This window comes from Sodalinema sp. (assembly GCF_046483825.1).
Classification (GTDB): domain Bacteria; phylum Cyanobacteriota; class Cyanobacteriia; order Cyanobacteriales; family Geitlerinemataceae; genus Sodalinema.
Map to the genome: position 1 here is coordinate 1 of NZ_JAWOCL010000053.1, position 12,874 is coordinate 12,874.

12 protein-coding genes and 2 pseudogenes are annotated in these 12,874 nt (G+C 50.0%); 3 read left to right on the top strand and 11 right to left on the bottom strand.

Going from position 1 to position 12,874, the window contains the following annotated elements; translation table 11 throughout:
- Positions 1 to 231 (top strand): annotated as a pseudogene (locus tag R6U67_RS03160) (IS66 family transposase); the annotation flags it as partial.
- Positions 232 to 266: 35 nt separating this feature from the next.
- Here the strand turns inward: R6U67_RS03160 and R6U67_RS03165 are convergent.
- The 11 genes from R6U67_RS03165 to petB all read right to left on the bottom strand — a co-directional run bounded on the left by R6U67_RS03165 (position 267) and on the right by petB (position 11,073).
- Entirely contained in the window at positions 267 to 560 is a 294-nt protein-coding gene (locus R6U67_RS03165) for a helix-turn-helix domain-containing protein (RefSeq protein WP_410251205.1), read from the bottom strand.
- Positions 561 to 727: 167 nt separating this feature from the next.
- Entirely contained in the window at positions 728 to 1,228 is a 501-nt protein-coding gene (locus R6U67_RS03170) for a chemotaxis protein CheW (protein ID WP_410251206.1), read from the bottom strand.
- On the bottom strand, positions 1,228 to 1,602 hold the full coding sequence (locus tag R6U67_RS03175) for a response regulator transcription factor (protein WP_410251207.1): 375 nt from the start codon (positions 1,600 to 1,602) through the stop codon (positions 1,228 to 1,230). Before R6U67_RS03175 ends, R6U67_RS03170 begins: the two co-directional genes overlap by 1 nt.
- A 23-nt stretch (positions 1,603 to 1,625) precedes the next feature.
- Positions 1,626 to 2,024, bottom strand: coding sequence for a response regulator (locus R6U67_RS03180; RefSeq protein WP_410251208.1), 399 nt, complete (start codon positions 2,022 to 2,024; stop codon positions 1,626 to 1,628).
- A gap of 22 nt (positions 2,025 to 2,046) precedes the next feature.
- Positions 2,047 to 2,466 (bottom strand): alternative ribosome rescue aminoacyl-tRNA hydrolase ArfB, encoded by a 420-nt coding sequence (arfB, locus tag R6U67_RS03185; protein WP_410251209.1) that lies wholly within the window; start codon positions 2,464 to 2,466, stop codon positions 2,047 to 2,049.
- Between the two features lie 250 nt (positions 2,467 to 2,716).
- Complete coding sequence (locus R6U67_RS03190) at positions 2,717 to 4,726, bottom strand: AAA family ATPase (protein ID WP_410251210.1); 2,010 nt, start codon at positions 4,724 to 4,726, stop codon at positions 2,717 to 2,719.
- Between the two features lie 125 nt (positions 4,727 to 4,851).
- On the bottom strand, positions 4,852 to 6,900 hold the full coding sequence (locus R6U67_RS03195; protein ID WP_410251211.1) for an ATP-binding protein: 2,049 nt from the start codon (positions 6,898 to 6,900) through the stop codon (positions 4,852 to 4,854).
- A 35-nt stretch (positions 6,901 to 6,935) separates the two neighbouring features.
- Entirely contained in the window at positions 6,936 to 7,787 is an 852-nt protein-coding gene (locus tag R6U67_RS03200) for a hypothetical protein (protein WP_410251212.1), read from the bottom strand.
- Between the two features lie 354 nt (positions 7,788 to 8,141).
- Positions 8,142 to 9,620 carry a hypothetical protein gene (locus tag R6U67_RS03205; RefSeq protein WP_410251213.1) on the bottom strand — a complete coding sequence of 493 codons (1,479 nt, stop codon included), beginning with the start codon at positions 9,618 to 9,620 and terminating at the stop codon, positions 8,142 to 8,144.
- A gap of 138 nt (positions 9,621 to 9,758) precedes the next feature.
- Positions 9,759 to 10,241, bottom strand: coding sequence for a cytochrome b6-f complex subunit IV (petD, locus tag R6U67_RS03210; RefSeq protein WP_068790638.1), 483 nt, complete (start codon positions 10,239 to 10,241; stop codon positions 9,759 to 9,761).
- 163 nt (positions 10,242 to 10,404) lie between these two features.
- Positions 10,405 to 11,073, bottom strand: coding sequence for a cytochrome b6 (petB, locus tag R6U67_RS03215; RefSeq protein WP_068790639.1), 669 nt, complete (start codon positions 11,071 to 11,073; stop codon positions 10,405 to 10,407).
- Between the two features lie 325 nt (positions 11,074 to 11,398).
- Here petB and ctpA point away from each other — a divergent pair, with 325 nt between their 5' ends.
- Together ctpA and R6U67_RS03225 are read left to right on the top strand one after the other, a co-directional pair.
- Positions 11,399 to 12,640, top strand: coding sequence for a carboxyl-terminal processing protease CtpA (gene ctpA, locus R6U67_RS03220; protein ID WP_410251214.1), 1,242 nt, complete (start codon positions 11,399 to 11,401; stop codon positions 12,638 to 12,640).
- A 16-nt stretch (positions 12,641 to 12,656) separates the two neighbouring features.
- Positions 12,657 to 12,874 (top strand): annotated as a pseudogene (locus R6U67_RS03225) (hypothetical protein); the annotation flags it as partial.

Sequence of the window (12,874 nt, forward strand, 5' to 3'; positions counted from 1 at the left end):
CCGCCCGATAACAATCGCGCGGAAAGGTCGTTGCGTCTGGCGGTGACCAAGCGCAAGGTGGCTGGTGGCTCCCGTTCCTGGAACGGATTTCGCCGCAGTGCCACCCTGCTGACGGTGATTCAAACTTGTCGCGCTCAGGGTCGTTCGGCGGTTGAGTTTTTTGAGCGGGCGCTTGCTCTTGGTGTTCGAGGGCGCTCTCACGAGCTGTCTTTGATTCCGGGGTCGCATTAAGCTGGGGGTTTTGTCAATCCCCTACACCTGAATGCTTACCCTGAGCGGCTCTTGAAAAAATTAGAGAAGGCTACACCTAAATCTCGCACAGACTGCTGTAAAGGAACACTTGAAACATCAGATAGCCAATGCCGTTCAGGAGTCTTTTTAGCTTGAGTGATGACCTGTTTTTGTAGTTCTGAGTGACTCAGCCACTTGTCTCCTGATGGGGTTGACTTAACTCTAGCCAAAGCATCATTCCATACAACGCGACAACAGCCAAACAACTGGGCAAGTTTTTGTGCCTGGCGCTGGGTTGGATAGATTCGATACGGGTATCGAGCTTTCATCTTTTGCTGACGACATCATTGGTTTTAGTTTACCTTAGAACAGGTACAATAGGGAAGCAAGGCGGCTAAAGCCGCTCGTGTCGTCTTTCATCCCCGCAATAAATTGACGGGGCTTTCAGACTCCCGTATTACTTTCGTAATCGTGAGCGATGAATTGGGGTCGGGAATTACCAACGAGAACAGGTGGCGATCGCCGCCATGTCGATGACGCTGAAGAGTTGACCGTGATCGTTATAGAGTCCCTGCAAGAAGGGGACGAGGGAAGCGCTGGCTTCGGCAGCTGATCGCAGTTGGTTGGGATCTAGGCTAACGACGGTTTCAACGTGAGAGACGGCTAACCCCAGCGGGATGAGGGGCTGGGTCGGATCTTGGCGACGAGGGGCTTCCACCACGACGATGCGGCTTTCGTCATGGCGTGGGTTGAGCGGTTGCAGTCCTAAAAACTTGCCAAAATCGGCGACGGTGAGAATGTCCCCCCGTACGTTGGTCAGTCCCAGGACAAAGTCGGGACTGTTGGGAATGGGAGTGAGTCGCTGCTCACTCAAGCGCAATACTTCGCGCACGGAGGTTAAGGCGATGGCTAAGCGAGTCTGCTGTTGATGGAGAATTACATATTGGGCCTTGCTGACTCGCGTTGAGTGAGAACTGAGTGGGGGGTCGGATGACATCAGTAACTAGACCTCGACAGCAGACGTTGGATGATTTCCACCAATTGCTGAGCTTCAAAGGGTTTCCCCAGGTAGGCATCGGCCCCCAAGTCGCTGCCCCAACTGCGATCGATATCGGTGTCTTTTTGGCTGCAAACCACCACGGGTAACTGTTGGGTTTTGGGGTTGGCCCGTAATTCTCGGATCACTTCAAAGCCATTCATGCGGGGCATAATCACGTCTAAGACGACTAGGTCGGGCTGGGCGTTCTGGATTTGGGCGATCGCCTCATCACCGTCACTGGCCTGTTCGACCGTCCAGCCTTCGTCTTTGAGAATACGGCTGATGATCGCAAGTTCGCTGTCTACGTCGTCAACGACTAAGATAGTGGTCATTGGACTGATTCCTGAAGTAGAGATTAGCGGCCTAGGTTCTGGCTTTTTAAGATCCGAGCGATGGTTTGTCGCAGATCTTCGGGTTTAAAGGGCTTGGTCAGATAATCCGTTGCACCCGCTAAACGCCCTTCCATCTGATCGGCTGCACCATCCCGTGCCGTTAACATGATAATTGGTAATTTTTTAAATTCGGGCGATTTTCGGAGAATTTTACACAATTCTAAACCATCGACGCCGGGCATGGAGATATCGAGCAACATGAGGTCAATTCCCTCCCGGTACAACTTGCCGAGGGCTTCGACGGTGTTACTGGCTAACAGCACGTGATACTGGTTTTGCAGGGTTTGTTGGAGTATTTCCTGTATCGAAACACTGTCATCGACGGCCAATATCTTCGGTTTGGTTTTGGGGGTAGAGGGCATGACGTTTGACTGAGCTATGCGTCTAGTCCGGCATTTTAACGTTTTTACGGCTGGCTTTAAGTTGTCCTCGTTGCTTTTTTTGGTCAACTCGTTTACGTTTAGCGCGGCGTGAGGGTTTGGTGGGTTTACGTTTGGGGCGGCTGACGGTGGCACTTTTGAGCAGTTTTTGCAGCCGATTGAGGGCATCCTCTCGGTTTTGCTCTTGGCTGCGGTGGCTTTGCGCTTTAATGACAATCACGCCATCTTTGCTGATGCGGCGATCGCGCATCTTCAGCAACCGCGATTTATGAATCGGCGACATGGAGGAGGCGTTGATGTCAAATCGCAGTTGAATGGCGGAAGCCACTTTATTGACATTTTGCCCTCCCGCGCCACTTGAACGGATGGCGGTCATCTCGATTTCGCTCATCGGGATACTGGTTTTATTGGAAATTTGTAACATAAAAATGAATGATGGATAATGACCGAATTATCAGGACAGATAGCCCGATTATCACAATGGTGCGTTGCGGCAGCTTTAACCTTGTCTTCTTAATTTTACATGGATTTGAGCCGCAACGCACCCTACCGATTAATACACCCCAAAAATTGGACGGTCGGGTGTGTTCCGGTTTCAGTCAATTCCCTATTTTTAGCAACCCTATTAAGCTTGCCGGAACGCACCGGATTCGGCAAGGGCTTGAGAAGAATGTTCACGAGTTCACCGTAATTAATTGTTCGGCGGCGTCAGATTCAGGATTGAGAATCACGATCGCCCCCTCATCACACAATACCCCAATTGCCCCATCAATTCCCTCGCGGTTAATCTCAGGAAACTGCGATCGCGTACTCTCCATTAACACATTACGCCCCACTAACTGCTGAGTTTTTACCAGCGCAAACATATATTCTTTGAGGCGTTCCCGCATTAGAGATTCTTCACTTTGAACCCCATCTGACGTCTGTTGCGGTAACAAGCTGCCCAGATTTCGTTCAAAAACACCGAGATTTTGCAACAAACGACAGCTTTGAAGAACCTCAGAATCAATCACCAATTCTTTGAGTTGCTGACGATTCACAGGGCGATCGCCCACCAGCAAATCTCCCGCCTCAGCCGCATTAACTAAACTATGATAAGTGGCTAAAATCTGTAACGATTCAATTTGGGGAATAATATGTTTATGAATCGAATCCACAAATAAGGCTTGATAACGGCGATAGCCCTGATTCTTGGGAACCCCTAAATTCTCCGCCCGAATCAAATAAAGATATTGACACGTGTTTTTGCGTAGGGCGTCCTGACAAGATTTCATAACCCGGCAAAAACTGTTTAAATTGGGTTCTTCAATCCAAATTACCCCAATTCGTCCCAGAGTTAAGGACCAATAAAAACTTAGAGAATAACGGCTATAGGTCGGACTTTTTAAGAGTTTGGGTTCCACTCCCGTCACGTTTAAGGCTTCTAAGGCTTCTCGTAACATCTTCATCAATTCTGGGGCGGAAAACTGACGAATTTCTTGAACGGTTTTACGAGATTTTGCCAGTTCGTTCTCCCAGGTTAAGTGAAACGCCGCCAGTTGATCGACTTCTTGGGTAACTGTTGTCTTATTTTGCAGCTTTAGTTTTGCTTTCTGAAACTCCTGTCGCCCCAACATTAAGACGGAACGGGGTAGGGCTTGATTTCCGGGGAATTTACGATGTAAGTCGGCTTCACAGAGGGGATAAAGAGACGAGTTTGGAGTCGAATCGGCTTGTTGATGAAGGGGGAAAATACGACTTTCCCAGAGGGCGATCGCCGCTGGAATATCCACCGGGCGCAAGTGCAATTCTTGGTCAACGCGGGCTAAATCGGCTGGCTGCACATGGGGCGAATTTTCACGCCAAGTATCGGTAATAATACTAATGATCACCAAAAAGTTTTTCAGTTTTTGGTTGTGAATAATTGAATTAACATTAAACAATGCCTGTAAGTCAATATAGCCGCGATTGCTGCGATCGACATTATCTAAGTTATCAAAACACAAAACAATCGGTTGCGTGGCGGTGGCGATGCGACCAAAGTTACCTAAAATATTTTGGGCTTGATGTTCAGTTTCAATAGAACTGCGGACATTTAAGAGTTTTAAACTTTCGTGATCTAAATCATCGCCTTTCAGCCAATCACAGGCGAGGGGATAGAGTTCAGGGTTGGTAAGGTGATAGAGAATACTGAAAAATTCATTCGCGTTATAGATTCCCGAGGGATACGTCGATTTGAAATTATGAATAAATAAATTGCGTTCGCCAATGACTTTTTTGAGTAATCCTTCATCTCGAAATGCCGACAAACTATTCAACCAAAGAAGTAATTGCGATTCAGTTTCTCCTTCAGGCACACAAGTTAAACTATCAATGGTATGGCGCAACGTATGGCGCCAAATATAATCACTTTCGGGCCAGGGACCAATATAAGCAAAAAAGGCTTGGGGGTTGAGGGTTCGTTTTAAACGCCCCAGGAGAAAGCTTTTGCCCGATCCTGAGTCTCCTGAGAGGACAATGGTTCGACTACGGCGATCGCCTTCAACCTGGTTTAATAGCTGCGAAACCCCTGAGACAATCTCTTGATGAATGGAATTGATGGTCGCCTGTTGGCTATTATCATCATGCCAAAAATTACCGGGGCGAAAGGTTGTCGAGTCAAAAGGGTTCACAGTGCGTTGAATAATCTGGTCGATAGAAACCATAACATAAAAGGCAAGAGGTAAAAGGCAAGAGGTAAAAGAGAAAAGAAGTGAACAGAGAACCGGGGGAGAACCCACCCCTAGCCCAAGCGGGGAAGCCAAGAGGTAACAGGCTAGACCCGAAGGGGTTAGGTGATAGAGATGATCAGTTGTTCTTCTAGGGGGACGTTGGGATCGAGAATTTGCAGGGGGCGATCGCTTAGAGATAAACTCTGAATCAGTTGGTGAACCTGTTGTTTACTCGCACCGCCAAACTGGGCGATCGCCTCTTCAATCAACTGTTGAATCGCCATACATTGCTGGTTTAAAACGCGGTTAATCATAAAATCTTCAATAGCTTGCAAGGATTGTTCCGCTGAATCTTGGCTCGATGTTATCTCAAAAAAGCCCAACTGTTGCAGTAGGGGACAATCTTGTAATACCCCTGTTTGCCGGACTAAAGACTCTAAACGAGTACCATTGGGGGTTTCTTCGCCAACCACTAATTCCCCCGATAAAGCATCATTCACCAAAGCATGGTGAGTCGCCAGATATTGAACCGAGGTTAAATCAGACATAAAATGATTATTTTGCGGTTGACCAAAAATCTCCGTATAGAGTTGATAGCCACGATTGCTTGGCGAACCCACTCCCTCAGCCCGAATCAACTGTAAAGACTGACAAAGCTGGTTGGATAACGCCTCTTCACAACCTTTGAGGAGGTGAAAAAACTTGACCATATTCGTATCTTCTGACCAAACCATGCCCACTCGTTCCGTGGTTCCGGGATGACGATAACTGATCGAATAACTGGCATAGGTGCGGCTGGGAAGTAAGCGTGGCTGCACATCTTCCATTTGTAAGGCCCGAACCACCTCCGCTAACATTTGCACTAACTCGGGGGCGGCGTATTGACGGATTTTTTGGACTCGTTCGCGGGTTTGCTTTAACTTCTTAATCCAAACCAGTTTGAACGCCGCGATAGGATCACTTTGGGCATCAGTGGGAATCGCCGGTGCGGCTAGGGCTTTCTGGGCAAAATCCTCCTGGGAAACATCGACCTGTAGTCGTTGTAATTTTGCCTCTTGATAGAGTCGTCTCCCCAAAATCAAGGTGTTACGAGGACGTGTTTTACCACCAGGGAATTTGCCATCTAAAGCCGGACGAATGAGGGGATAAATGGGGGACGTGGGTTGAGGATAGGTTTGGCCATGGAGGCTATAGAGACGGCTGGCCCAGAGGGCTTCGGCTTGATCGAGACTGATTTGTTTAAGGCGCAGGTTCGCATCGAGGCGATCGCGGTCTGTGGCCGGAATATGAGACGCATTTTGCCGCCAAGTATCGGTGATAATACTAATAATAAACAGAAAGTTTTTCACCTTCTGAGTATGCAGTATGGCGTTCACCCGAAATAGGGATTCTAAATCGGGATGTCCTTGGCGATCGCGGGCGATGTTATCCAGTTGATCAAAACAAAGTACAATCGGCAACGTTGCCTCAGCAATGCGCCCAAAGTTAGCTAAGGTTTTCTGGGCAGCATCTTCCGTATCAATCGTCCCCTGAACACCGAGTTTGCGCAGGGATTCATCATCTAAATCATCACCGCGCAACCATTCACAGGCGATGGGATAGAGTTCTGAGTCGGTGAGATGATATAAGACACCAAAAAACTCTTGAGCGTTGTAAATTCCTGAGGGATAGGTTTCCAAGAGTTTACGGATAAACAATTGCCGTTCTCCTCGCAACCAATCCACCAGTCCTCGTTTTTTTAAGTCTGAAAGTCCCTCTAGCCAGATTAACAACTGTGACTTATCCAAACCCTCAGGGGTTTCTAAAAGACTATCAACGGTATAGCGCAGAATATGCCGCCAAATATAATCGCTGGCGGTGAAGGGTTCAATATAGACAAAAAAGGCCCGAGGGAGACGATTTTGATTGGGGGTTTGCAGTTGACGTTTGAGTCGGCCCAAGAGATAGGTTTTCCCGGACCCCGTTTCCCCTTCTAAGAGTAAGGTGCGACTGCGCCGATCCTCGGAGACTTGATCTAATACGCCCTCAATTTCCTGGAGAACCTCTTGGTGAATTGAGTCAACCGTGAGTTCAGGATTTTGGATTTCCTGCCAAAAATTCCCGGACCAAAAGGTTTCCGTATCAAAGGGGTTAGGGGCGCGTTGGATAATGCGATCAATCTCGGTCATAGTGATACCGGGAGGTGAGGGAATCAGGGTTAACGTTAGTTACGAATCAAGAAGAATAAGGGACCGCCAATGTCTTGGGGGATTCCCGCTTCAATTTGCTCTGGGCTATAGTGAGCCGCTTCTTGCAGAGAACTCAGTTCTAGGCGATCATCTCGTTGCAGACGATATAGGGCGCTATCGAGTTCAGCACGGGTTAGGGGAGGTTGTAAGCGCTCCCGGAGATAGAAGATGGGAAGATAGTTATGGGTGTCGAGTTGGCGATCAAGTTCTTCAATGACATACCAAATATCGGCATCATTCGGCTTTTCCGTCAAGCGTCGCTGCGGATTGATCGGTTCATGGGGTTGCTGTTTGGCGAGGCTATCGTGAGAAATTGAGGCGCTCCCGTCCCGTTTACGCAAAAATTGCAGATAGCAGCTCAGATGATCCAGGCTCAGTTCTAAGCCACTCCCTTTGGGGGTATAGTCATCGTGGAGATAGTCCAGGCCAAAGTTGGTCAGCCAAACATCTTCAATTCGCGTGGCTTCGGCTTTGATGAGTCCTCGTTCACTGAGTTTTTGTAGTACCACTTGACGGCGATCGCTGGCGAGGTTGAGATCCTTGGCGCAGATAGACCCCTCCGCACAAGCCTTTAACACCACAATTTCATCCTCCGTCACCGGGAGGCGACTCGTATCGAGCCGCAGCAGAGCCATTCCGGGAGGTGCAATGCGAAACTCAACGATCTCTTCACTACAGTCAACCAGTCCGCGATCGCGAAGACTCCGACAGATCGTATCCCGCTCTGCGGCTTTCGTGCGATGGTTGGGTTTCACCTGAGAGATGGGCGCTCGGTAATTCGGCGCTCCCAACAGATTCAAGACAAATTTCAGTTCCCGCGTGTCCATCCCGTTCAAGTTTTATGATCAACCCCATCATATTTAACCATAAAGGCCGGTTGACCAATTCCATCGTCCTAATTTCTGCATTCTAGTCTCTCCTCACTCCCTTCGCCTAATCCGCCTGATTTTTTTAATCTAAATTATTGACCATATAATTTTTGTTTGGTATAATTATGGATAACAGCTAAATAAACAAAGGAAAGGCGGGAGGGGCTTGGTTATCAGACGCGAAGCCAAACATCCAACCTGCAAACTTTTAGGGAATGTCACATCATCATAAAATGAACACCCAGCAATAAAAAGACGGCAAGAACTCTATTGCCTATTGCCTATTCCCTGTTCCCCGTTCCCTATTCCCCATCAAGGCAGCCAGCGAGGATTAAAACCATCCAGAGGGAGTTGTTCGGGTTGAGGACGAGTCAATTCTCCTTGAGCATTGACGAGAGGAAAGAGAATCCACAGTTCGCTAGTGTCGATCGCCCCACCCGAAGAGGTCAGCGGTGCATCAGGGCGTTCATTAGGCGGGACAATACCCAGACGATCAAAGAGAATAGCTTGACCATCGGGAGCTAAACTCATGTTCAGATCCAGAGAACTGCGTTCAAAGCGTACCAGTTCTTGGGAATCCTGAGTCTCTAAGTCGAGAGCCAGGATGTAGGGTTGTTCAATGTACTCATCCGCTTCAAGGAGTTCAGTCACCAGAGCGTAGATGTAGCGTCCGCTGGGATCGAACTCAGCATCAAGAATTGAGCCACTGGTGCGTAGGATTTCTTCGGGTTCGCCGATATTCGGTACAACGACCATGGAGCGAGTATAGTCGCTGTTAAACTTCACCATCACGGCGGCTCGTCCATCTTGAGTAAAGCCCATGACGCGACCATATTGGGGGAAGAATTGCAATGGCTCATTCCCTTCAGTTCCCGGTTCAATTGAGAGTAGGGCCACCCCTTGACCTTGGGCGATGGCTAACTCCTTACTGTTGGGTGCAATAACAAATTCTCCACCCGGTTCCGTCGGGAAACGCTCAGGATCGTCTCCCTCGCGAATGACCCAGAGGCCAAAGTCACTTCCAGGGCGATCGCGCCTGGCTCGTTGGACCACGATAGTCGTTCCATCGGGAGCGAGAGCGAATTGTAGATTCTGATAGGTGTCGTTGTCGAGGATACGTTGAACGCGCCCCGGTGCGTCGGCGTCTTCGGAGCTGAAATCAAGGCCCGTGGTAACAGTATAAATTCGGCTGTCCGTCAGTCCTCGACGGTCGGCGTTGCGGTCCAGAGCCGAAAAGAGGATGCGATCGCCATCAGGATACATCTCAAAGCTGAGAACACTCAAATCTGAGGGGGTGAGGATGGTTTTTTGGTCTTGGCTGAAGTTATACAGCACCAGTCGCCCTCGTTCGCTCCCTTCGGAGCCGAGATAGAGCATCACGCGATCGCGGCTCTGGAAGGGGGCTTGGAAGGGTTCAATATAGTGTTCGGTGTCATCAGAGTCTGCGAAGCGATCGCGCGCCCCCGAGAGTTGTAGGGTGTAGGTTGTCCCATAAGGGGCGGGATAGAGAAGGGTGTAGGCCATCCGTTCCCCGGCCCAACTGATTTTCCCCGGAAGTGGCGGGTCAATTTGCAGGTTACTCTCGACACTATCGCGATTCATGGGACGATTAAAGCGCAGAGTAAAGGCACGATCAACCGAACTAATCGTTGTTTCCTGCCAACTGAAACCGCGAACCCGAGGGATACTTTTATCCCCGCCGACGAGCAAGAGAATTGTGATTAGGCTCAAGATGACCATGGCGGCGATCGCCACGCGGTCTAGGGGTTGAGGAAACGAATCGCCTTTCATACGCCAAGGGAATAAACAACACATACCATAACAAAACGCCTGTCAGATTCATGAGATCCATCGCCTAAACGAGCAGAAGAATCCAGGAATCTAACAGACGCATTTGTGAGACAATCCAGTCACCCGTTCAGTCTGAATTTAAAACAGACCAAAGGTGAGAGACTTATCAATGGGAAGAGTCGCCCCAATCCCCAACCAGAGGGTGACCAAAGTTCCAAACAGGAACATCGAGGTCGCCACGGGCCGGCGGAAGGGGTTTTGGAACTTATTAATGTTTTCGATGAAGGGAATCAGCATCAAACCCAGAGGGATTAGGGTTTGCAGACCAATTCCGAGCAGTTTATTAGGAACAACACGCAGAATCTGGAACACAGGATAGAGATACCATTCCGGCAAAATTTCCAGAGGCGTCGCAAAGGGATCAGCGGGTTCACCAATCATCGCGGGGTCGAGAACCGCTAAGCCCACAACACAAGCCAAGGTTCCCAAGATCACCACCGGGAACACATAGAGGAGGTCGTTAGGCCAAGCGGGTTCGCCGTAATAGTTATGACCCATCCCTTGGGCCAATTTGGCGCGTAGTTTAGGATCACTAAGATCCGGTTTTTTCAAAGTAGACATAGTATTCGGGTGTTCTCCTGCAAGGGGATATGCTGCAACAGGGCGGTTGTCCGTGGTGATTCAGCTAGAGGTTAGTTTAGCAAAGCCACCCTAACTCGGCCGGCTGAGGGAGCCACGGAACCTTAGACGGGTCAAGAAGGTCGCCCAAGGGGTCACCTCGGGTTTACAACGGACCCGAAATCCCTTGTTTGCGAATCATGAGGAAGTGCAACAGCATGAACACCGCAATCAACCAGGGGAGGACGAAGGTGTGCAAGCTGTAAAAACGAGTCAGGGTCGATTGGCCCACGCTGGTTCCACCGCGTAGCAGTTCCACCATGAAGCTACCCACAACGGGGATGGCTTCAGGAACGCCGCTAACAATTTTGACAGCCCAGTAGCCCACTTGGTCCCAAGGGAGGGAGTAGCCGGTCACACCGAACGTCACGGTAATGACAGCTAGGATCACGCCGGTGACCCAGGTGAGTTCCCGAGGTTTTTTGAAACCACCCGTCAGGTAAACCCGGAAGACGTGCAGAATCATCATCAACACCATCATGCTGGCAGACCAGCGGTGAATCGAGCGAATTAGCCAACCGAAGTTGACTTCCGTCATCAGGTATTGAATCGAGGTGTAGGCTTCCGTGACCGTCGGCTTGTAATAGAAGGTCATGGCGAACCCAGTCGCGAACTGGATCAAGAAGCAGACCAGGGTGATGCCACCCAGGCAGTAGAAGATGTTAACGTGGGGCGGAACGTATTTGTCGGTGATGTCGTCAGCGATCGCCTGAATTTCGAGGCGTTCGTTAAACCACTTGAAGGGTTTAGACTCAGTGACTTCCTTAGAAAACATAAAGTCAGTGCGTTAGATATATTGCGGTTTGTGAAGTTTAGCACGACACCCGAGAATTGGGCATCGTCATGCCCTCAGACGGACGGAGAAGATTCCAGACATCATCACGAGGTCGAAATCTCCTGACAGGCTCGAAGGCGGAACGGTTAAAGTCTCTTATAGAAAATGTAACACAGCTTGGGCGTTAGGGGGGAACGCAGACCCGCGATCGCCCCAAAGAAGAACTCTAGCCCTTAGACTCAGCCGATGGACTAGGCAGATGCCCAGAACTTTGGCACACTGAGGAAACATTAATATTTCGCAACTTTGGATGCCGGGTTTTCTCATGCACAAACGCGCCATTAGCTTCGGACTTCTTCTTTCATTGCTTTTCGGACTCTGGGGCTGGTTGGGAGCAATGCCCTCCGCCCTCGCCCTGACCGAAGAACAGAAACTCGTCTCAGAGGTCTGGCGAGTCGTCAACCGCGCCTACGTCGATGATTCGTTTAATGGACAAAATTGGTGGAAAATCCGCCAGGAGGCCTTGCGATCGCCCCTAGAGACCCGAGAAGCTGCCTACGAGACCATCGAGGAAATGTTGGCCAAACTCGATGACCCCTTTACCCGTCTGTTGCGCCCCGATAACTACCGCAATCTGCAAGTTAATACCGCCGGTGAATTAACCGGAGTTGGCTTACAAATTGCCATTGACCCCGAGAGTAAACATATTAAAGTCATCGCCCCCATTGCCGGCTCTCCCGCCGATGAAGCGGGCATTCAACCGGGGGATTTAGTTTTAGACATCGATGGTGTCTCAACCGAGAATCTCTCTCTCGATGAAGCCGCCACCCGGATGCGAGGAACCGTGGGAACAGCCGTAACGCTGAAAGTACAACGATTGGATGAAGACCAGGTTGATGAGATTGAGATTATCCGCGATCGCATCGCCCTTAACCCCGTCAGCTACAATCTCACCCAAGCTGAAGACAGCACCCCCGTTGGCTATATTCGCCTCAATCAATTCAGTGCCAACGCCACCGAAGAGATGACCCAGGCCATCAGCGACCTGGAAGACCAGGGGGCCGCCGCCTATATCCTAGATTTACGCAACAACCCCGGCGGATTACTCCAAGCAGGAGTGGAAATCGCCCGTCTTTGGCTCAACGACGCCACCATTGTCTACACCGTCAACCGCCAAGCCGTCTTAGGCAGCTTTGACGCGGGCCATGATGCCCTCACCGACGCCCCCTTAGTGGTCTTGGTCAACCAGGGTACCGCCAGCGCCAGTGAAATCCTAGCCGGCGCCTTACAAGACAATCGCCGCGCCCAACTCGTGGGAGAACGCACCTTTGGCAAAGGTCTAATTCAGTCCCTCTTTGACCTCTCCGACGACTCAGGAATTGCCGTCACCGTGGCCAAATACGAAACCCCCAGCCACAAGGACATCAATAAACTCGGCATTACCCCGGACTTCGTAGTCCCTCAAAATCCCATTCGTCGCGATGAAGTCGGCACAGCCGCTGATTTGCCCTACCAGAAGGCGATCGAACTGCTCACCGATGGCGCCGTTGTCGCCAAAGCTGCTTAACCGGGCATAGAGACTTATGGCTAAAAAAGCGGATATCGGCAGTAAACGGCTCATTAGCCTAGCCCCTGAAGCCTGGGTGACCTGGGTCACTCAACAACCGGACCTAACCGTCACAGAGTTCTTAACCTCAGATTTCCAATGGATTAGCCGAGAGAATGATGTCTTAATCAAAGTGCGCAGTCCTGACCAGGGAGAGTTCCTGGTCTTGAACGAATTACAACTGCGCTACGATAA

What these genes read in the sequence shown, in the direction of transcription:
- R6U67_RS03165 (WP_410251205.1), bottom strand. Translation starts at nt 560, where the DNA reads ATGAAAGCTCGATACCCGTATCGAATCTATCCAACCCAGCGCCAGGCA.
- R6U67_RS03170 (WP_410251206.1), bottom strand. Translation starts at nt 1,228, where the DNA reads ATGTCATCCGACCCCCCACTCAGTTCTCACTCAACGCGAGTCAGCAAG.
- R6U67_RS03175 (WP_410251207.1), bottom strand. Translation starts at nt 1,602, where the DNA reads ATGACCACTATCTTAGTCGTTGACGACGTAGACAGCGAACTTGCGATC.
- R6U67_RS03180 (WP_410251208.1), bottom strand. Translation starts at nt 2,024, where the DNA reads ATGCCCTCTACCCCCAAAACCAAACCGAAGATATTGGCCGTCGATGAC.
- arfB (WP_410251209.1), bottom strand. Translation starts at nt 2,466, where the DNA reads ATGTTACAAATTTCCAATAAAACCAGTATCCCGATGAGCGAAATCGAG.
- R6U67_RS03190 (WP_410251210.1), bottom strand. Translation starts at nt 4,726, where the DNA reads ATGGTTTCTATCGACCAGATTATTCAACGCACTGTGAACCCTTTTGAC.
- R6U67_RS03195 (WP_410251211.1), bottom strand. Translation starts at nt 6,900, where the DNA reads ATGACCGAGATTGATCGCATTATCCAACGCGCCCCTAACCCCTTTGAT.
- R6U67_RS03200 (WP_410251212.1), bottom strand. Translation starts at nt 7,787, where the DNA reads ATGGACACGCGGGAACTGAAATTTGTCTTGAATCTGTTGGGAGCGCCG.
- R6U67_RS03205 (WP_410251213.1), bottom strand. Translation starts at nt 9,620, where the DNA reads ATGAAAGGCGATTCGTTTCCTCAACCCCTAGACCGCGTGGCGATCGCC.
- petD (WP_068790638.1), bottom strand. Translation starts at nt 10,241, where the DNA reads ATGTCTACTTTGAAAAAACCGGATCTTAGTGATCCTAAACTACGCGCC.
- petB (WP_068790639.1), bottom strand. Translation starts at nt 11,073, where the DNA reads ATGTTTTCTAAGGAAGTCACTGAGTCTAAACCCTTCAAGTGGTTTAAC.
- ctpA (WP_410251214.1), top strand. Translation starts at nt 11,399, where the DNA reads ATGCACAAACGCGCCATTAGCTTCGGACTTCTTCTTTCATTGCTTTTC.